The 20,116-nt window shown below is 65.1% G+C and carries 17 protein-coding genes; 7 read left to right on the forward strand and 10 right to left on the reverse strand.

Going from position 1 to position 20,116, the window contains the following annotated elements; genetic code table 11:
- Positions 1-186: 186 nt before the first annotated feature.
- The 9 genes from LR961_RS12820 to creB form a co-directional block, all read right to left on the reverse strand.
- The gene (locus LR961_RS12820; RefSeq protein WP_232149855.1) at positions 187-672 is read right to left on the reverse strand and encodes a Fur family transcriptional regulator; all 486 of its coding nucleotides are present in this window, start codon (positions 670-672) and stop codon (positions 187-189) included.
- Between the two features lie 16 nt (positions 673-688).
- A complete protein-coding gene (gene gltX, locus LR961_RS12825; protein ID WP_232149857.1) occupies positions 689-2,092 on the reverse strand; it encodes a glutamate--tRNA ligase in 1,404 nt (467 codons plus the stop codon).
- A gap of 465 nt (positions 2,093-2,557) precedes the next feature.
- Positions 2,558-4,150 (reverse strand): M20/M25/M40 family metallo-hydrolase, encoded by a 1,593-nt coding sequence (locus tag LR961_RS12830; RefSeq protein WP_232149859.1) that lies wholly within the window; start codon positions 4,148-4,150, stop codon positions 2,558-2,560.
- Positions 4,151-4,247: 97 nt separating this feature from the next.
- On the reverse strand, positions 4,248-5,132 hold the full coding sequence (locus LR961_RS12835) for a carbon-nitrogen hydrolase family protein (protein ID WP_232149861.1): 885 nt from the start codon (positions 5,130-5,132) through the stop codon (positions 4,248-4,250).
- Positions 5,129-5,734, reverse strand: coding sequence for a GNAT family N-acetyltransferase (locus LR961_RS12840; RefSeq protein WP_232149863.1), 606 nt, complete (start codon positions 5,732-5,734; stop codon positions 5,129-5,131). Before LR961_RS12840 ends, LR961_RS12835 begins: the two co-directional genes overlap by 4 nt.
- A gap of 122 nt (positions 5,735-5,856) precedes the next feature.
- The gene (locus LR961_RS12845; RefSeq protein WP_232149864.1) at positions 5,857-6,258 is read right to left on the reverse strand and encodes a hypothetical protein; all 402 of its coding nucleotides are present in this window, start codon (positions 6,256-6,258) and stop codon (positions 5,857-5,859) included.
- Positions 6,259-6,308: 50 nt separating this feature from the next.
- Positions 6,309-7,673, reverse strand: coding sequence for a cell envelope integrity protein CreD (gene creD / locus LR961_RS12850; RefSeq protein WP_232149865.1), 1,365 nt, complete (start codon positions 7,671-7,673; stop codon positions 6,309-6,311).
- Positions 7,674-7,755: 82 nt separating this feature from the next.
- The gene (gene creC, locus LR961_RS12855) at positions 7,756-9,192 is read right to left on the reverse strand and encodes a two-component system sensor histidine kinase CreC (RefSeq protein ID WP_232149867.1); all 1,437 of its coding nucleotides are present in this window, start codon (positions 9,190-9,192) and stop codon (positions 7,756-7,758) included.
- Between the two features lies 1 nt (position 9,193).
- Positions 9,194-9,892, reverse strand: coding sequence for a two-component system response regulator CreB (gene creB / locus LR961_RS12860; protein ID WP_232149869.1), 699 nt, complete (start codon positions 9,890-9,892; stop codon positions 9,194-9,196).
- A gap of 45 nt (positions 9,893-9,937) precedes the next feature.
- On the opposite strand from creB, the gene rlmJ reads away from it, so the two are divergent.
- From rlmJ to map, 6 genes are all read left to right on the forward strand, one after another.
- Complete coding sequence (rlmJ, locus tag LR961_RS12865; RefSeq protein WP_232149880.1) at positions 9,938-10,795, forward strand: 23S rRNA (adenine(2030)-N(6))-methyltransferase RlmJ; 858 nt, start codon at positions 9,938-9,940, stop codon at positions 10,793-10,795.
- A 93-nt stretch (positions 10,796-10,888) separates the two neighbouring features.
- Positions 10,889-11,434, forward strand: a complete 546-nt coding sequence (locus LR961_RS12870; RefSeq protein ID WP_232149882.1) for a GNAT family N-acetyltransferase — start codon at positions 10,889-10,891, stop codon at positions 11,432-11,434.
- A gap of 195 nt (positions 11,435-11,629) precedes the next feature.
- Complete coding sequence (gene mfd / locus LR961_RS12875; protein ID WP_232149884.1) at positions 11,630-15,208, forward strand: transcription-repair coupling factor; 3,579 nt, start codon at positions 11,630-11,632, stop codon at positions 15,206-15,208.
- 96 nt (positions 15,209-15,304) lie between these two features.
- Positions 15,305-15,922: an HD domain-containing phosphohydrolase gene (locus LR961_RS12880; protein ID WP_232149886.1), complete on the forward strand. Its 618-nt coding sequence runs from the start codon at positions 15,305-15,307 to the stop codon at positions 15,920-15,922.
- A gap of 184 nt (positions 15,923-16,106) precedes the next feature.
- Positions 16,107-16,319 (forward strand): ParD-like family protein, encoded by a 213-nt coding sequence (locus LR961_RS12885; protein ID WP_232149888.1) that lies wholly within the window; start codon positions 16,107-16,109, stop codon positions 16,317-16,319.
- A complete protein-coding gene (gene map / locus LR961_RS12890; RefSeq protein ID WP_232149890.1) occupies positions 16,316-17,107 on the forward strand; it encodes a type I methionyl aminopeptidase in 792 nt (263 codons plus the stop codon). Before LR961_RS12885 ends, map begins: the two co-directional genes overlap by 4 nt.
- Before the next feature lie 142 nt (positions 17,108-17,249).
- Here map and LR961_RS12895 read toward each other — a convergent pair whose 3' ends face one another.
- Positions 17,250-19,343 carry a M13-type metalloendopeptidase gene (locus LR961_RS12895; RefSeq protein ID WP_232149892.1) on the reverse strand — a complete coding sequence of 698 codons (2,094 nt, stop codon included), beginning with the start codon at positions 19,341-19,343 and terminating at the stop codon, positions 17,250-17,252.
- 343 nt (positions 19,344-19,686) lie between these two features.
- Between LR961_RS12895 and LR961_RS12900 the strand changes: the two genes are divergently transcribed.
- Positions 19,687-20,049 carry a roadblock/LC7 domain-containing protein gene (locus LR961_RS12900; RefSeq protein ID WP_232149894.1) on the forward strand — a complete coding sequence of 121 codons (363 nt, stop codon included), beginning with the start codon at positions 19,687-19,689 and terminating at the stop codon, positions 20,047-20,049.
- The last annotated feature ends 67 nt before the right edge of the window (positions 20,050-20,116 follow it).

Consider the following 20,116-nt stretch of genomic DNA (forward strand, 5'->3'; position numbering starts at 1 on the left):
GCCGCAGGAACCGTCGCAATCAAACATTGCCAGATGGCAGGCCGCACCACGTCGGAAGCAGCAATGGCTTCGCGGCTCACGCCGCTCCTACACGGACCAGGGCTTCCCTGGTACTACGTGCACAAAAAAGCCGCGCTTTGCGCGGCTTTTTCCTCGTACAGCGATTCAAACACTCAACCAGCGCAGTCAGCCGGCGCAGTTCGCGCACAGTCCATGCACTTCCAGCGTCTGCGCCTGCGGTTTGAAACCCAGCTCCTTGGCGCGGGTTTCAAGCTGGCGGACGATGTCGCGGTCTTCCAGCTCCACCGCGCTGTGGCAGCGGTCGCAGATCAGGAAAGGTACCGAATGCTGGTTGCTGCTGGGGTGGTGGCAGGCAACGAACGAATTCACCGACGACAACTTGTGCACGAAGCCGTTGGCCATCAGGAAATCCAGCGCGCGATATACCGTTGGCGGGGCGTCGGCACCGACGCCCTTGCCTTCGCGCACCCATTCCAGCAGTTCGTAGGCCTTGACCGGCTTGCCCGCCTCGGCGATCAGGCGCAGCACGTTGGCGCGGATCGGCGTCAGCCGCAGTCCGCGCTCGCGGCACACCCGTTCGACCACCGCAACGAAACCCGCCGCGTCATCGACGTGGTGGTGCGGAGCGGTACAGGAGTGCGATTCGGTCATGTCTACCTCGAAACAATCAGGCTTTGGGAACCTTGATGAGTGCGGCGTCGATGCGTTTCAAGGCCTCGTCGCGGCCCGCCAGGTACACGGTATGGGAAATGTCAGGACTGACCTGGGTGCCGGTGATGGCCACGCGCAGCGGCTGTGCCACCTTGCCCATGCCCATTTCCAGCTGTGCAGCCGCGTCGTGCAGGGCGGCAGACACGGTCTCGGCGCTCCATTCCGGCAGCGCGGCCAGCAGCTCGCGGGCCTTGGCCAGCGGTGCATCGGCGCCAGGCTTGAAGTGCTTGGCCACGGCCGCTTCGTCGTATTCGGTCAGCGGGGTGTACCAGACCACGGCCTTCTCGGCCATTTCCTTCAGCGTCTGCACGCGCTCACGCAGGGCGATGACCACGTCCACCGGCGCCGGGCCGGCGTTCACATCCAGGCCCAGCTTTTCCAGCTGGTAAACCAGGTGCGGCACGATTGAAGCCGGCTCCTCGGTCTTCAGGAAGTGCTGGTTGACCCAGCCCAGCTTGGCCATGTCCAGGCGCGAGGCCTTGGAGTTGCAGTTCTTCACATCGAACAGGTCGATCAGCTCCTGGCGGCTGAACAGCTCCTGGTCGCCATGCGACCAGCCCAGGCGGGCCAGGTAGCTGAGCAGCGCGTCGGGCAGGTAGCCGGCGTCCTTGTACTGCATCACGTCGGCCGCGCCGGTGCGCTTGGACAGCTTGGCGCCCTGCTCGTCCAGGATCATCGGCATGTGGCCGAACTTGGGCACCGGCGCACCGATGCCCTCGTACAGATTGATCTGGCGCGGGGTGTTGTTGATGTGGTCGTCGCCACGGATGACCTCGGAGATCTTCATGTCCCAGTCGTCCACCACCACCGCGAAGTTGTAGGTGGGGTAACCGTCCGGACGGAAGATGACCATGTCATCCAACTCGCTGTTGGCGATCTCGATGCGGCCCTTGATCAGGTCGTCGAACACCACCGTGCCATCGAGCGGGTTCTTGAAGCGGATGACGCGGTTCGGGTCGTCCTTGAACGGCAGGTTCAGGTCGCGGGCGGCGCCGTTGTAGCGCGGCTTCTCCTGCTTGGCCATGGCGGCCTCGCGCATGGCGTCCAGCTCTTCCTTGGTCTCGTAGGCGTAGTAGGCCTTGCCGTCGGCGATCAGCTGCTCGGCCACTTCCTTGTAACGGGCGACGCGGGCGGTCTGGTAGATCGGGCCTTCGTCGTAGTTCAGGCCCAGCCATTCCATCGCTTCCAGGATGGCGTCGATGGCCGCCTGGGTGCTGCGTTCACGATCGGTATCCTCGATGCGCAGCACGAACTCGCCGCCACGGTGGCGGGCCTCCAGCCAGCAGTACAGCGCAGTGCGGGCGCCACCAATGTGCAGGTAGCCGGTGGGACTGGGGGCAAAACGAGTGCGGACGGTCATGACAGGCGCAGAAGTGGGAATCGCGGCATTTTACCCCGTCCCCCCTCTGCCTGCTGTGCCCGCCGTAGGAGCGCCTTCGGGCACGAGGCTGGCGGTCGGTGGGGCTCGGCAGCATCAGGGGATTGGTGGAATCGGCTGAAGGAAGGCCGTGGGCATGTTGAAGATCGGCGCTTGTGCCTTCAAGGCGAAGAACTACCCCTCCCCAACCCTCCCCTGCGCTGCGCGCAAGGGAGGGGGCAAAAGCAGAAGCAAATGCAGAAGGCAGGAGCAGATGCAGAAGCAAGGCTTGGCTCCTGCAGTTGCTGTTACCCCCCCCTTGCGCGCAGGAGAGGGTTGGGGAGGGGTAGCTTTGGCTTTGGCTCCTCTATTACTCCAGACAACACGCTGCCCTCCCCGCCCTGCCCCGAAAACGAAGAAGGGCCGCATCGCGGCCCTTCTTCATTCACCCACACATGCCAACCGCGCTCACTTCTCCAACAACGGCTTGCGCGGGAAATTCCCCTCGCGCATCGCTGCGTTGTAGACGAACGAGGCCACGATCGCCGCCGCCTGCTTCAGATCCTCGGCCTCAGCGTGATCCCACGTATCCAGATGGCTGTGGTGCACATTGCTGAAGTAATCCAGGCGGTCCTGGATGAACTGGAAGCCCGGCAAGCCCACCCGGTCATAGCTGATGTGGTCGGTGCTGCCGGTGTTGCGGGTGGCCACCGTGGTCGCGCCCACATCGTTGAACGGCTTCAGCCATGCGTCGAAGATCGGCATCGCCGCCATGTTTTCCTGCGCGTAGATGCCACGGAAGCGGCCCGAGCCGTTGTCCATGTTGAAGTACACCTGGAACTTGTCGTAATCACGCAGCTTCTGCAGCGCACCGGTCGGCTCGCGCAGCGAGGCCGGCAGCGCCTTCTGCGCCGCGTCGGTGGGTTCCGGGTAATGCGCGAAATGCTTGGCAACGTAGGCCTGCGAGCCGATCAGGCCCTGCTCCTCACCGCTCCACAGCGCCACGCGGATGGTGCGCTTGGGCTTGGCACCCACCGCCTTGAGGATGCGCATGGCTTCCATCATCACCGCCACGCCGGCGGCGTTGTCGGCCGCACCGGTGCCGGTGTGCCAGGAGTCCATGTGCGCGCCCAGCATCACGATCTCGTCGGCCTTGCTGCTGCCACGGATCTCGGCCAGCGTGTTGTAGCCGGGCTGGTCGGTGGCGTCGGTGAAACGCGCATCCACGTTCACGCGCAGGCGCACGGTCTGCTTGTCCTTCAGCGCGCGCACCAGCGGGTTGAAGTGCTCGGCGATCATCGCCAGCTCCGGGATGCCCACCGATTCACCGGCCTTGCGCGAGCCACCGCCGGCCACGCGGATGATGCCGTTGTCCCAACCGCTGATGCTGATCGCGGCCAAGGCACCTTCCTCGATTAAGAAGGCATTGGTGGCGCGGGCCAGTTCCTGGCGCTCGTTGAATTCCTTGACCCGCTTGGCGCGGTCCTCTTCGGCGGTCTTGGGAATGGTGAATTCCTGCAGGCCTTCCAGCGAGGTGGCGTCGTGACGGTGCGAATCGGCCTCGGTGCCGCGCTTGTACTCGCGCGCGTCGCCCAGCAGCAGGATCTTGCCGCGCAGCTTGCCCTTGTACTGCTCCAGGTCGGCCAGCTTCTTGATCTCGACCTGGATCAGCTCGCCTTCTACCGGACCATTGGTGCCCGGCGTCCACGCCTTGGGCAGCGCGTGCAGCGGCTGCACACGCTCGGACAGCATCTCGACACTGGCCGAGGTGAACTCCCAACCGCGGCCGAAGTCCTCGAACGCTTCGTCATGCACATTGGTCAGGCCCCAGGCGTTGAAGCGCTCGCGGCTCCAGCGGTTGGCTTCGGCCATCGCCGGGGAGTTGCTCAGGCGCGGCCCGATGCTTTCGGTGAGGTGGCTGAACGTGTCCATCACCTGCGAACGGTGGAAGGCTTCCTGGCGGATCTTGCCCACCATGTCCAGATCGACCTGCTCGGCGGCGTACGCCGGAGCGCCCACTGCCAATCCCATGCACAACGCCAACAAACCACGCTTGATCACCAGCATTCCCCCGGCACTCGGCCAATCACGACAAAGGGGCGAGTCTAGCCAGCGACCACCGGCGTCCGAGCCGGCCAATGGTCATGGTCGTGACACTTCAGTGTGCGTTTGTCACCACCGCATGCGCCAACCCCGGCTGCAATTGCCCTGCCCAATCGCGGTCATTGGCCACCTGCGCATGCGTGCGGCTGGCCTCGAATGCTGCGAAATCCAGCTCCGCAACCGCCCACATCTGGCCTTCGCGGGTTTGCGCCAGCACGCCATCGGCGGGAAAACCGGCATCCATCGGCGCAAAGATCGCCGCCTCGCCGGTGTTCACATCCAGCGCCGGGCTCCATTCGGCCAGCCCCGCCGTGACCGACTGGGCCACGAACATGCGGTTCTCCAGCGCCCTGGCCAGGCACCCGACACGAACGCGCGTGGCCCCGGCAGCGGTATCGGTGCAGCTGGGCACGATCAGCAGGCGCGCGCCGGCTTCGTACTGGCGCCGCACCGGCAGTGGGAACTCGCTGTCGTAGCAGATCGCCACGCCCACGCGGACGCCGTCGATATCAAACACTTTCAGTTCATCACCGGCATCGATCAGGCCGGTGGATTTCTCGAAGCCGGTCAGTTGCAGCTTGTCCTGCCACAACTGCTGGCCGCCGGGAGTGAACCAGTCGCAGCGGTTGCGGTAACGCGCATTGCCGGTATCCAGCAGGAAGCTGCCGGCGACCACATGCATGTCCAACTCGCGCGCCAGCCGCGAAAACAGCGCCAGCCACTGCTGGCGGTACTGCTGGATCGCCGCCAGTGACGCCGGCAGGTCGCTGAAGATGTGCTTCCTGAAGGTGGCCGCAAGCTCCAGCGACAGATATTCGGGCAACACCGCGATGCGCGCACCAGCCGCTGCGGCTTCGCCCAGCACCTGGGCCTGTCGCGCCGCAAAGGCATCAAAATCGGCCGGTGAACCCACCGGGTAACGGGCTACGGCAATCTTCATGCGGCGCTCTCCAGTGCACGGGTCCAGAAGGTCAGCGGATGCAGCACGTCGCCGCGTCCGTGCTCGGCCCAGCGCAGCTGCATGGTCATGCCCACCTGTCGCTGGTAACCACGCTTGCGCCAGAACACCTCGTTGTCGCGATGCGCGGCAGGCCTGCGTGGGTCGTCATGGGCGCGGTCCACCGCGCAGAACGCGGTTGTGGCGAAGCGCCCCAGTGCGCGGGCATGTGCTTCACGCGCGTCGAAAAAAGCATGGCCAATGCCCTGCCCGCGCCAGTCCGGCAGCAACACCGATTCACCGAAGTAGAACACCTGCGCCGGATCGAAACCGGCCTCCTCGAACGGCGCACGGAAGGCCGGGCCATCATCGATCAGTGGCAAGCCGGTGGACGCACCGACGACCTGCTCTCCGGCACGAGCCACCACGCAGACCGCATCCGCCGTTTCGGCGTAGGCGGCCAGGTAATCGCGTTCGTACTGAAGGCTGCCCTGGTACAGATAGGGCCAGTCGTTGAAAACGGTGATGCGCAGGCGTGCCACGTCGTCCAGGACCGGCAGCAACTGCTGGCCGTACAGCGTGGTGAGGGTGAGGGTTGGATGCATGGGGCTGATTCTAGTCCGTGCGGCCCTCCCCCTCTCCCCAACCCCTCTCCTGCAAGGGGAGAGGGGCCTCAATGAAGCAGTCGCACGCAACGTTTCAGGTCGCGGCGCACCCGGCCCGTCACTCAATCCAACCACCCATAAACCACCAGCCGTTCAATCGGCAGCACCGCCAACCAGGCCTGGCCGCCCAGCGCGGCCGCAAAGTAAGCCGCGCCCTTCCAGTCCAGCGTGTTCTCCAGCTGAACCTGTTGCCATGGTCCATATCGAGTGGGCGACTGATGGGGCAGGCCAGCGCGTGCCACATGCGCCTGCTCGAAAAACGCCAATCCCTGCCGCTGGATCGCGACCGCCGTGGCACCGGCAAGGCGCAGTACCACCACGCCGTGTGCGTCGCTTCCGAACAGACTGTCCAACAGCATGTCCTCGACTTCTCCCGGCGACATGCCGAACTGCAACAGCCCACTGGTTTCGATATCGGCAGGCAACAGCTGCTGCGCGCGACGGTGGATCGATACCCGGTTCATATCCTGATCGCTCCAGAAGAAGCGGGGTGGTCTGCGCCACCCCGCGTCGATCACGGCAAGGTTGGCGGCGTGGCCGGCTTGGCTGCCGAGCGGTTGCTCAACTCGTACCAGTCCACCTTGCGGGTGATCCACATGATCACGGCCAGGATGCCGAACAGCAGCAGCGAGCCCATCAGCAACGCGTTGTTCTCCGAGCCCAGCAGCATGAACAGCACGCCGTACAACAGGGTCAGCATCGTCGAGAACATCAGCCCGTACTTCCAGCTGCGCAGCACGCCACTGAGGTAGAAGCCCTGCAGCCCGATACACGCCGCGGCCGATATCAGGTACGCCTGCCAGAACGCGATCTGTTCGGACAGACTCACCAGCAGCAGGAAGAAGATCGCCAATGCCAGGCCCACCAGCAGGTACTGCAGCGGGTGGATCTTCAGCTGCTTGATCAGCTCGAACAGGGCAAAGCCGACGAAGGTCAGCAGCACGAACAGGATGCCGTACTTGGTGGCCCGGTCGGCCTGGGTGTACACATCCACCGGATCGACCAGGGCCACGTCCAGCGATTCCACGCTGCCGCCCACCCCACGGATGTTCTTGAGCAACTGCGATTGCGCCGCCGATGCCAGCGACGACACCGCCCATTCGGCCTTGAAGCCGCTGTCGTCTACGGTGCGCTCGTTGGGCAGGAAGCTGCCGGCGAACTGCGGATGCGGCCACGGAGAATCCAGCGCCACGCGGGTGTCGTCGCCGACCGGCACCACCGACAACGAGCGGGTACCGTCGAGCACAAATTCCAGTTCTACCTTGTTGCCTTCAGTCAACATGCCCTGGGCACTGTCGGCCAGCACGTTCAACGGCGCGTGCAGGCCCTTGGAGGTTTCTTCCAGTACGCCGGAACCAGCCTGCAACGGCACCGCACGGCCATCCACGCGCAGATTGGGCGTGCCGACCAAGCCACGCACATCGGCAATGCCCAGCGCCAGATAGGGCCGCCCGTAGGTGCGCCCTTCAACCGCGCGGTAACTGGCCGGCGCGAACTCGGCCTGCAGTTTCGCCTGCCAGCTGTACACCGGCACCTTGAACAGGCCCACGCGGCGCTCGTCCGGGCGGATCTTGCCCTGCACGTTCAAGCGACGCGGCATCTGCAGGTCGTAGCCCTGCTCGGTGCGCAGCTCGGTCTTGCGCTGGGTGCTGCCTTCCACCACCACTTCCACTTCGCGCTGCTGGGTCCATGGCAGCACCCGCACCGGGCCGATCAGGGTCTGCTCGCCGGCGCGGCTCTGCGCAACCCGCGTGATCGCTTCATCGCGATACCGCTCGCGCTCGTTGATGGTGCCGCGGATCAACATCAGGGGAATCAACAGCAACAACACCAGCCCGCCAACAATGGCGAAGCGCAACAGCAGTTTGAGGGAAGTCATGTCCCGTTCTCGTGTGGAAACGGGACCAGCTTGGCCGCCACCGGTGAGCGGGGTTTGTGGCCAATTTGAAGCGAATGTGAAGTCAGCCGGCCGGCAGTAGCAAAATGGCCTCGGCACCACCGTCGGGATGGTTGTGCAGCTGCGCCTGGCCGCCATGCAAGCGCGCGACCTCGGCCACGAACGGCAGGCCCAGCCCGGAGCTGCGCTGGCCGCTATGCGGCCGGGCCAGTGAATAGAAGCGTTCGAATACGCGCTCCAGCGCATAGTCCGGCACGCCCGGCCCGGCATCGTGCAGGCGCACCGCCCAGCCGTCGGCAACGGACTGCACGCTCAGCCCGATATGCCCGCCTTCGGGCGAAAACGCGATGGCGTTGTCCAGCAGGTTGGACAGCGCCTGGCGCAGCAGGAACGCATCGCCCTGCACCGGCGCGCGTTCGGGCAATCGGCTCTCCAATACCAGCTGCGCCGCCTCCAGGCGCGGCGCGGCATCCTCGACCAGGGCACGGCACAGTGCGACCAGATCCACCTCGGCGCGCTTCTGCAACCAGCCGTGCTGCTCCACTTCGGCCAGCCGCAACAGCTGGTCGATGGTTTCGGTCAGGCGCTTTTCCTGCTGCACGATGTTGCCGGCAAAGCGCTGCCGCTCGGCATCGGGCAACGGCTCCTGCAGCAGTTCGGCGGCGCCGCGTATCGCCGCCAGCGGGCTCTTCATCTCATGCGTCAGCGACTGCACGTACTGCTCGACATAGGCCTTGCCTTCCAGCTTGCGGCGCATGGTCTCCAGCGCCTGGCCTAGGTCGCCGATCTCGTCGCGACGGTGCCGTGGCGGCGGCACCGGCTCACCGGCGCTGACCGCCTTGGCGTAGCGGCTCAGGCCACCGATGCCGCGCGACAGCCACCAGGTCATCAGCAGCCCGATCAGCGCCGACAAGCCGATCAACCACGCGCCCCGCGCGACGATGGCGCGCTGGCTGGCGGCAATGAACGGATCGATGGTGTCGTTGGGCTGGGACAGGGTCAGCACGCCGATCAGGCTGCGGCCATCGGCCGGGTCGTAGACCGGCGCGGCCACGTGCATCACGGTGCTGGTTTCATCGCCGGGCGTGGTCGGGCTGGAGCGCGCACCGTACTCGCCGCGCAGGGTGCGGTACACGTCATTCCAGCGCGAGTTGTCGCGGCCTACGTCCTGGCCGCGCGAGTCGTAGACCACGATGCCCTGCGCATTGGTCACCGTCACCCGGTAATCGATGCTTCGCTTGGGAAAGCGCCAGACCATCGCACGCGGGTCGCGGCGCTGCGCGGTGGCGATCTGCGCGGCAAAGCTGCCATCGGCGATATGCCCGGCCTTCAGGTCCGGGGCCGCGATCACAGCCAGCACGTTGGCTGCATCAACCAGCGTGGACTCCATCGCCTGGCGCACGCCCGGCTTCACTTCGTTGACGAACACCCGCATCACGAAGAACGCGGCGATGCCGACGATCAGGAAGAAGCCCAGGAAAAGTTTGAGGCCCAGCCGCATCTCAGGTTTCCAGCGCGTAGCCCACGCCGCGGTGGGTGCGGATGGGATCGGCCTGCGCACCGGCCGTACGCAGTTTGGCGCGCAGGGTTTTGACGTGGGTATCGATGGTGCGGTCGGCACTGTCGCTGCTGTGGTCCCAGCCGCGCTCCATCAGCTGCGCGCGGCTGAGGATGGCCCCCGGCCGCCGCAGCAGCGCGGCCAGCAACGCGTACTCGTAACGGGTCAGGTCCAGCAGCACCTCGCCATAACGAATGCGTCGGCCCTCCTCATCAATGGCGAAGCTGCCGCACTGGCGCCAGCCACCTTCCGGCGGTGCGGCGGTCGCAGCCGGTGCCCGGCGCAACCTGGCGCGCACCCGCGCCACCATTTCGCGCGGCGAGAACGGTTTGGTCACGTAATCGTCGGCGCCCAGCTCCAGGCCCAGTACCCGGTCGAACTCGTCGTTGCGGGCGGTCAGGAAGATCACCGGCACCTGGCTGAACGTGCGCAGCTGCCGGCAGACCTCGAAGCCGCCCAGGTCCGGCAGGCCCACGTCCAGCACCACCACATCGGCGCCCTCGGTACGCAGCAGCTCCAGTGCCTGGCGGCCGAGCGCGCAATGGCTGGCGGCGTAGCCTTCACTACGCAGGGCGTAAAGCAGGGTATCGGCGATGGCGGCCTCGTCTTCGACGACAAGAACCCGGGCTGGCTGGTCGGACATGACGCCAGCATAGCCGCCACCCCTGCACCCCCGTACACTTTGCCGATGAATTACCGCCACGCCTTCCACGCCGGCAACCATGCCGACGTGCTCAAGCACATCGTCATGCTGGCCATGATCGATGCACTCAAGCACAAGGAATCCCCGTTCTTCGTGCTCGATACCCATGCCGGCCGGGGCCGCTACCTGCTTTCGGCCGAGGAAAGCCGCAAGACCACCGAGGCCAACGAAGGCATCATGCAGTTGATGGCTACCCCGTCGCTGCCGGAAGTGCTGGAGCACTATCTGCGCGCGGTACAGGCCGACAACCCGGTCGGCGCGATGATCTCCTACCCCGGTTCGCCGCTGCTGGCCGCCCGTGCCCTGCGCGAGCAGGACCGTCTGGCTGCCTGCGAGCTGCAGAAGGAAGAGGCCGCGGCACTCAAGGAGCTGTTCGCCCACGACCGCCGCGTGCAGGTCCACCAGGGCAATGGCTACGAGGCCATCCGCGCGTTCCTGCCGCCTAAGGCCGGCGCGACCAAGATCGGCCGGGCGCTGGTGCTGATCGACCCGCCTTATGAGGCCCAGGACGCCGAGTATCCGCAGATCATCGCCACCGTGCGCGAGATCCTCACCCGCATGCCGCAGGCCCAGATTGCGGTCTGGTACCCGATCAAGCAGCGCCGCAGCCTGCAGCAGTTCTTCCGCAAAGCGACCCACCTGCCGGCCAAATCGGTGCTGCTGGCCGAACTGCTGATCCGCCCGGACGACTCCCCGCTGCGCCTGAACGGCAGCGGCATGCTGCTGATCAATCCGCCCTGGCAGTTCGACAAGGTCCTGGCCCCGGCCCTGCCCGCCTTGAAGCAGCACCTTGGGGAGGCCGGCGCCTCGACCCGGCTGGAGTGGCTCAAGACAGCTGAATGAGGCCCAACGCCCTTCGTCACGTCCTTTGGACCGTGTTCACAGTACGTGGCAGGGTGAGTGACAGAATCAGGGGACTTTGGAGGAACCGTCGTCATGGCTACCCGCAATCGCATGCCGCCCTGGCATGAAAACTTCAAGGCCCCCAGTGGCCGCGAGTTGCTGATCCGCCCCATCCGCCCGGAAGACGGCGCCCCGTTGCAAGGAGCGTTTGCTCTGTTCGGGCCGGAAGAAGTACGTGACAAGTTCCTGCAGTCGGTGGAGGCGCTGTCCGATGAAACCGCCCAGCGGCTCACCCATCCCAACCCCAAGACCGAAATCACCCTGGTAGCGGCCGAGCCGCTGCCACCGGGGGAAGCGGTGGTTGGCGCGGTTGCCCGCGCATCCATCATCCCCGGCACCCGCGATGCCGAGTACGCCATCCTGGTCAGCCGCTTCCTGGCCGGCCAGGGCCTGGGCCGGCAGCTGATGCGCAAGCTGGTCAAATGGGCCCGCGGCAAGTACCTGGACCGCCTGTACGGCGACATTGCCCAGGACAACGAGCCGATGCAGCAGTTGGCCGCCTCACTGGGCTTCAAGCAGGTGCCGCATCCCAGCGGCACGCCGGGCCTGGTGCGGATGGTGCTGGAGCTGGCTTCCTGATCTGGAAAGCCCAGTGAAGGAAGGCGGGGCCTGCCTCGGCACTGTTCCCGCCCCTCCCCCGTTCCGGCGCTGCCCGTGAGCCCGACAACAAGAGCAGAAGCAGGACGCCCGGCTTCTGCTCTTGCTGTTTCTCACGTCCCGCTCCCCTTTGCTCACAGCGGGCTCCAAAAGCGCATCTGTTAAAATCGGCGGCTCATGTCTGCCATCCAATTCCCCTCTCCGCCGCTTCCGCGTGCGGGCCAGCTGCGCGCCTGGTGGCGCGCCCCGGTGTCCACCACCGCTTTGGCCTGGCACGTGGCCCGCGCCGCGCAGGCCCACGGCAAGCCATTGCTGCTGGTGACGCGCGACAACCAGACCGCGCACCAGACCGTGTCCGACCTGGAGACGCTGCTGGGCAGCGATGCCAACGCGCTGCCGGTGGTGCCGTTCCCGGATTGGGAAACGCTGCCCTACGACCAGTTCAGCCCGCATCCGGACATCATTTCGCAACGGCTGGCCGCACTGCACCGCCTGCCCACGCTGAGCCGTGGCATCGTCGTGGTGCCGGTGCAGACGCTGCTGCAACGGCTGGCGCCGCTGAGCTACATCGTCGGCAGCAGCTTTGACCTGAAGGTCGGCCAGCGATTGGACATGGACGCGGAAAAACGCCGGCTGGAAGGCGCCGGCTACCGCAACGTGGCGCAGGTGATGGACCCGGGCGATTTCGCCGTGCGTGGCGGCCTGCTCGATGTCTATCCGATGGGCAGGCAGGCACCGCTGCGCATCGAGCTGCTGGACGAGGACATCGACTCGATTCGCGAATTCGACCCGGAATCACAGCGCTCGCTGGACAAGGTCGATGCGGTGAAGATGCTGCCCGGCCGCGAAGTACCGGTGGACGAGGTCAGCCTGGCCAAGGTGCTGACCACGCTGCGCGAGCGCTTCGACGTGGATACGCGCCGCAGCCCGCTCTACCAGGACCTGAAGGCGGGTGTGCTGCCGTCGGGCATCGAGTACTTCCTGCCGCTGTTCTTCAACAAGACCGCAACGCTGTTCGACTATCTGCCCGAAGGTTTCCTGACAGTGGTTGGCACCGGCGTGGCCGATGCATCAGAAGCGTTCTGGCTGCAGACCAACAGCCGTTACGAACAGCGCCGCCACGACATCGAGCGCCCGCTGCTGCCGCCGGAGGAGATCTACCAGTCGCCGGACAGCCTGCGTGAGCAGTTCAACAAGCAGCCGCGCGTGGAAGTCTGGCCGGCCGAGCATCCGCGCATCAACGAGGCGCAGGCGCTGGGCGACCAGCCCTTGCCGCCGCTGCCGGTCGCGGCCAAGGATGCGCCAGCCGGGCAGGCGCTGAAATCCTTCATCGAGAACTATCCCGGCCGGGTGCTGATCGCCGCCGATTCGCCGGGCCGACGCGAGGCCTTGCTGGAGGTGTTGCAGGCAGCGGATCTGCGCCCACCGGTGATCGCCAACTTCAACGCGTTCCTCCCTTCTCCCCTCGGGGGAAGTGGGCCCGAAGGGCCGGATGGGGGTACGGGCGCCGACGGCAAGAGCAAGCGCAGCCTCTCCCCAACCCCTCTCCCGGAGGGCGAGGGGCTTGTCAGGTTCGCCATCACCGTTGCGCCGCTGGACGATGGCTTCGCCCTCAGCGAGCCGCCGATGGCGGTGCTCACCGAGCGCCAGCTGTTCCCGGAACGTGCCGGCCATGCGCGTCGCACGCGTCGTGCCGGGCGCGAGCCGGAAGCGATCATCCGTGACCTGGGTGAGCTGACCGAAGGCGCGCCCATCGTCCATGAGGACCACGGCGTGGGCCGCTATCGCGGGCTGATCGCGATGGACGTGGGCGGCATGCCCGGCGAGTTCCTCGAAATCGAATACGCCAAGGGCGACCGGCTGTATGTGCCGGTCGCGCAACTGCACCTGATCAGCCGTTACTCCGGTGCTTCACCGGAAACCGCGCCGCTGCATTCACTCGGTGGCGAGCAATGGGCCAAGGCCAAGCGCAAGGCCGCCGAGAAGGTGCGCGACGTCGCCGCCGAGCTGCTGGAAATCCAGGCGCGCCGCCAGGCCCGTGCAGGCCTGGCGCTGGACATCGACCGCGCCATGTACGAGCCGTTCGCTGCCGGTTTCCCGTTCGAGGAAACCCCGGACCAGCAGGCCGCGATCGACGCCACCCTGCGCGACCTGCAATCGAGCCAGCCGATGGACCGCGTGGTCTGCGGCGACGTGGGCTTCGGCAAGACCGAAGTGGCCGTGCGCGCCGCCTTCGCTGCCGCCAGCGGTGGCAAGCAGGTGGCGGTGCTGGTGCCGACCACGCTGCTGGCCGAGCAGCACTACCGCAATTTCCGCGACCGCTTCGCCGACTACCCGCTCAAGGTGGAAGTGCTGTCGCGCTTCAAGAGCACCAAGGAAATCAAGGCCGAACTGGAAAAGGTGGCCGAAGGCACGATCGATGTGATCATCGGCACGCACCGGCTGTTGCAGCCGGACGTGAAGTTCAAGGATCTGGGACTGGTCATCGTCGATGAGGAGCAGCGTTTCGGCGTGCGCCAGAAGGAAGCGCTGAAGGCGATGCGCGCCAACGTGCACCTGCTCACGCTCACCGCCACGCCGATCCCACGCACGCTAAACATGGCCATGGCCGGGTTGCGTGACCTGTCGATCATCGCCACGCCGCCGCCGAACCGGCTGGCGGTCAAGACCTTCATCACCGCCTGGGACAACGCGCAGCTGCGCGAAGCGTTTCAGCGTGAGCTCTCGCGCGGTGGCCAGCTGTACTTCCTGCACAACGATGTGGAAAGCATGGGCCGGATGCAGCGCGAGTTGTCCGAGCTGGTGCCTGAAGCACGCATCGGCGTGGCGCACGGGCAGATGCCCGAACGCGAGCTGGAAAAGGTGATGCTGGATTTCCAGAAGCAGCGCTTCAACGTGCTGCTGGCCAGCACCATCATCGAATCGGGCATCGACATCCCCAACGCCAACACCATCATCATCAACCGCGCCGACAAGTTCGGCCTGGCCCAGCTGCATCAGCTGCGTGGCCGCGTCGGCCGTTCGCACCACCGCGCCTATGCCTACCTGGTGGTGCCGCCGGACAAACGTTCGATCAGCGCCGACGCGCACAAACGTCTGGAAGCCATCGCCTCGATGGACGAGCTGGGCGCCGGCTTCACCCTGGCCACGCACGATCTGGAAATCCGCGGTGCCGGTGAACTGCTCGGCGAAGACCAGAGCGGACAGATGGCCGAGGTTGGCTTCAGCCTGTACACCGAACTGTTGGAACGCGCGGTGCGCTCGATCCGGACCGGCAAGCTGCCCGACCTGGATGCCGGCGAGGTACCGCGCGGTGCCGAAGTCGAACTGCATGTGCCGGCGTTGATTCCGGAAGACTATCTGCCCGACGTGCATACGCGCCTGACCTTGTACAAGCGCATTTCCAGCGCGCGCGACAGCATCGCCCTGCGCGAGTTGCAGGTGGAGATGATCGACCGCTTCGGCCTGCTGCCGGATGCGGTGAAGCATCTGTTCGCCATTGCGGAGCTGAAGCTGCAAGCCAACGCACTGGGCATCCGCAAGCTGGAGCTGGGCGAGAACGGTGGCCGCATCGTGTTTGAAGCCAAGCCCGACATCGACCCGATGGCGGTGATCCAGCTGATCCAGAAGCAACCCAAGCTGTATCAGATGGACGGCCCGGACAAGCTGCGCATCAAGCATCCGTTGCCGGAAAGCGCTGATCGTTTCAACGCTGCACGCGCGTTGCTGACCACCCTGCGTCCATCGAATTCCTGAACGAAGCAGCGCGTGATGTTTGCGTGAAAGCGAGGGCACGCGGAGAATGCGCGCCCTCGCTTATGATCGCGCCGTCGCCAGGGTACTGGCCTTCTCATGTCGCCAACTCCCATGCCCGTGCGCATCTCCATTCCGCCGGAAGACGAATCCTGCACCATCGCGGTGTTGGCCGCCGCACTGGATCAGCGCGACAGTTACACCGACCATCACTGCGATCGTGTTTCGCAGCTGGCACAGGCATTGGGAATCCGTTGCGGTCTTGATGAACAAGAACTTGGCCACCTTGTGCTGGCCGCACGCTTCCACGATGTCGGCAAGATCGGTATTCGCGATGACGTGCTGCTGTTCCCAGGCAAGCTGGATGAGAGCAAGAAGAACGTCATGCGCACCCATCCCGAACGCGGCGCACGCCTGTTCGCCACCACGGGCCGCGATGATGCCGCTGCGGTGGCAAGATTGATACTTCACCACCACGAGGCCTGGGATGGCAGCGGTTATCCGCATGGCCTGCAGCGCGAGGAAATTCCGCTGGGCGCACGCATCCTTACCATCGTCGATGGTTTTGATGCGATGACCACGCAACGCCCTTACCGCAACGCGCTGCCAACGACCCGGGCACTGGAAATTCTCGCCGCCGACGGCAACAAGCGGATTGATCAGCGCTTGTATGGCGAGTTCGTCGGCATGCTGCGCGACGGCGACTGCGTCGCCTAGGCCTTGGCGGCTGCCGCGGCTCCCCTGGACTGTTGTACCGGGATAGCGCGGTGCTTCATTTCTGCCTGCATGGCCACATCGTCGTGGAGGCGGTGAGCATTGGTCTCGACATCCCCACCTACCCCGAACTTGCTGGAATATACGATTCATATATGATTCGCGTATTCAACATATCAGGTGAAGCATGGGCATCGTCAACATCGACGACGAACTGCACGACAACATCCGCCGGGCAAGCACGGTTTCCGGGCGCTCCATCAATGCCCAGGCCGGCTTCTGGATCAAGATCGGCATGCTCTGCGAGCTCAACCCGCAGTTGAGCTACCAGGAAATCGTCGCCCGCGAACTCACCGCCGCCGGGGTGCGGCCAGTGACACTGCTGGCCGCCGAATCATGATCAAGCAACCGCACGAACTGGCGTTGATGGCCGAATCCGGCCGCCTGCTGGCCTCGGTGTTCGAAGCACTGGACCGACTGCCGCTGGAAGGCCTGAGCACGCTGCAGGTCAATGACTGGGTCGAACGTTTCATCGTGCAGGAACTGAAGGCACGCCCGGCCAGCAAGGGCCAGTACGGCTTCGCCTACGTACTCAACAGCTCCATCGACAACGTGGTCTGCCACGGCATTCCATCGGCGTCGGACATCCTGCGCAATGGCAGCATCGTCAATTTGGACATCACCCTGGAGAAGAACGGCTACATCGCCGACTCCAGCAAGATGTACCTGATCGGCGAGGTCAGCCATGCCGCGCGGCGGCTGGTGAACAGCACGCGCGAGGCGATGTGGAAAGGCATCGCCACGGTGCGTCCTGGCGCGACGCTGGGCGATATCGGCTTTGCCATCCAGCGCCATGCCAAGCAAGCCGGCTATTCGGTGGTCAAGGAATACTGCGGGCACGGCATCGGCCGCGAGATGCACGAGGAACCACAAGTGCTGCATTACGGCCGTCGTGGCACCGGCCTGGCGCTGCAGGCAGGCATGACCTTCACCATTGAACCGATGATCAACCAGGGCCGCGCGGCCATCGACAGCAGCGATGACGGCTGGACGGTGACCACCCGTGACGGCAAGTTGTCCGCGCAGTGCGAGCACACTGTCGAGGTCACTGAAACGGGCGTGCGGGTGCTGACCCTGCGCACGGAGGAACACGCGTTGGCGGAGCGGCTGCTGGGAAGCTCCCGATGAATTCGCGCCGTCATTCCTGCCTGCGCGGGAGTGACGGCTTGAGGCATCGCGCACCAGCCGATCGCCACTTCATCCCAGAGAAAAGGCCCGGCAATGCCGGGCCTTCCTCGTTTCATGCAACAACTTCAGGCAATCGCCGTGATCACCAGATCACGACGCGCTTGTCGTCGGCGCGCACCATCGCATCGCCGGCCTTGCACTGGAACGCTGCCGCATACGAGGGCATGTTTGACGGGGCGCCGTTGGCACGGAAGTTCGCCGGTGCGTGCGGATCGGTGTTAAGACGCACGCGCAGCTCGCCGTCGGTGAAGTTGCGGCGCCACACGGTGGCCCAGTTCATGAAGAAGCGCTGGTCCTGCGTGTAGCCGTCCACCGGCACATTGACCTTGGCATCTTCCTTCAACGCCATCTGCAGCGCGTCGTAGGCAACGGTCAGGCCACCCAGATCACCGATGTTCTCGCCCAGGGTCAGCTTGCCCTTCACGTTAACGCCCGGCAGCGACTCATAGCCGTCGAACTGCGCGACCAGCTGGTCGGTGCGGCTGTTGAACGCGGTGCGGTCGGCATCGGTCCACCAGTTGTCGAAGTTGCCGTTGGCGGCGAACTGGCTGCCCGAGTCGTCGTAGCCATGCATCATTTCGTGGCCGATCACCGCGCCGATGCCACCGTAGTTCAACGCCGGATCAGCCTTGGCGTCGAAGAACGGCGGCTGCAGGATGGCGGCCGGGAACACGATCTCGTTCTTGGTGGCGTTGTAGTACGCGTTCACCGTCTGCGGGGTCATGCCCCACTCGGTCTTGTCCACCGGCTTGCCGATCTTGCCCAGCATGTAGCGGTAGTTGAACGCGCGCGCGGCCTGCACGTTGCCCAGGTAGCTGTCGCCATTGGTGGTCAGGCCCGACCAGTCACGCCACTTGTCCGGGTAGCCAATCTTCGGGGTGAAGCTGGCCCACTTTTCCAGCGCCTTCTTCTTGGTGTCCGCGCCCATCCACGGCAGCGTTTCCAGGCGTGCCTTCAGTGCAACGGACAGGTTCTCCACCAGGTGCTGCATGGCCACCTTGGATTCGGCCGGGAACACCGCGTCCACGTACAGCTGGCCCAGTGCTTCACCCATCGAGCCGTTCACCGACTCCAGCACGCGCTTCCAGCGCGGCTGCATTTCCTGCTGGCCGCGCAGGGTCTTGTTGAAGAAATCGAAGTTGGCCTGCTCGAAGTTCTTGCTCAGGTAAGGCGCGGCGTTGTCCACGGTGTGGAAGCGCAGGTAAGCCTGCCAGGTGGCGGCCGGCACGTCGGCCAGCATCTTGTCCACTTCGCCGAAGAAGCCCGGCTGGGCCAGCGAGAACTTGTCCTTGGCCGGGATCTGCAGCGTGTCGAACAATGCGGTCCAGCTGAAGTTCGGGGTCTGCTTGTCGGCGTCGGCGGCGCTGACCGGGTTGTAGCGCTTGGACGGATCACGCAGCTCGATGCGCGACAGCGAGGCCTTGGCCAGGCGGGTTTCGAAATCCATCACCGCCTTGGCCTGCGTCTTTGCCTGCGCGGCGTCCACGCCAGACAGGGTCAGCAGTTGTTCGATGTAAGCCACGTAGGCGTCGCGGATCTTGGCCTGCGATTCGTCGAAGTAGTAACCCTTCTCCGGCAGGCCCAGGCCGCCCTGGCCGACGTAGGCGATGACGTTGGCCGAATCCTTGAAGTCCGGGCTGGCGTACAGCGCGAACAGGAAGCCGTTGCCCTGCGCGTAGCTGTCACGCAGGTAGCCGCTCAGCGCGGCGCTGTCGTTCAGCGCGGCGATCTTGTCCAGTTCCGGCTGCAGCGGCTTGATGCCGGCCGCTTCGATGGTGGCCTCGTCCGAACCGGTCTTCCAGATGTCGCCGATCTTGGCTTCCACCGAGCCGGCCTCGGCCTTGGCGGCGGCAGCCTGCTGCACCAGCGCGTGCTGCACTTCCAGCGAGCGCTCGCGCAGGATCTCGAAGCTGCCCCAGGTGGTCTGGTCGCCCGGCACCGGGTTGGCCTTGAGCCACTTGCTGTTGACGAAACCATTGAGGTCGGCACAGGCCTGGATGGACGGATCCAGGTCGGCAGCGTTGAGCGAGATCAGCTGGGTCTTGATCTGCGACTGGTCGAATGCCGGCTTTGCATCGGCAACCGGCGCAACGGGCGCCTCGGTCTTGCCGCAGGCAGCCAGCGACGCGGCGATGGCAACCGTCAGTGACAACGGGACGAGCTTGGAAAACGACATGGAAACCTCCGGCCAAACAGGGATTAGGGCGACGCAAGCAAGCGCGACGCAGCCTCCGAGCGTAGTGGATTCGGGGCAGCACAGGGATCGGCCGAAGGTCACGATGGCCAGAAGAAGGGTTTTCGCCCGATACGGCACATCGAAGATGGCCGGTTCACCGCTGCCCCGCAGAACCCTGCATCCGGCCACGTTGTTCATACGCGGGGGCCGCGCTGCCAGCGTCAATCCATACCTGCATCACTGGAACTGGGGCGGAGCTTTCCTCTATGGTGCGCGGCGACCCGCCCGGACGCTCTCCGGGCGGCGGCGTATTTGCCCGAAACCCTTCATTACTGGATTGGAAATGACCGGAAACGTAAGACTGGATGGCTTGAGTGAGATAGCCGGCTTCATTGGCGCAGCGCTGGTGGACAGCGACAGCGGCATGGCGCTGGGCACACTCGGCGGTGGCGCGATCAATCTGGAAGTCGCCGCCGCCGGCAATGCCGACGTTGTCCGTGCCAAGCGGCAGGTAGCCAAGTCGCTCGGCCTGACCGACAGCATCGAAGACATCCTGCTGACGCTGTCCAAGCAGTACCACCTGATCCGCCCGCTCGACAGCAATCAGGACCTGTTCCTGTACGTGGTGCTGGATCGCGCCCGCGCCAACCTGGCGATGGCCCGGCATGCATTGAAGTCCTTCGAGCAGACGCTGGATTTCAAGTAAGCACTACCAACGCTTGCGCCGGGATCACAGGTCTTGCGTAAAGCAAGGCCTTTCCACCGGTGCAGAC

It is taken from the genome of Stenotrophomonas sp. SY1, from assembly GCF_021202945.1.
Classification (GTDB): domain Bacteria; phylum Pseudomonadota; class Gammaproteobacteria; order Xanthomonadales; family Xanthomonadaceae; genus Stenotrophomonas.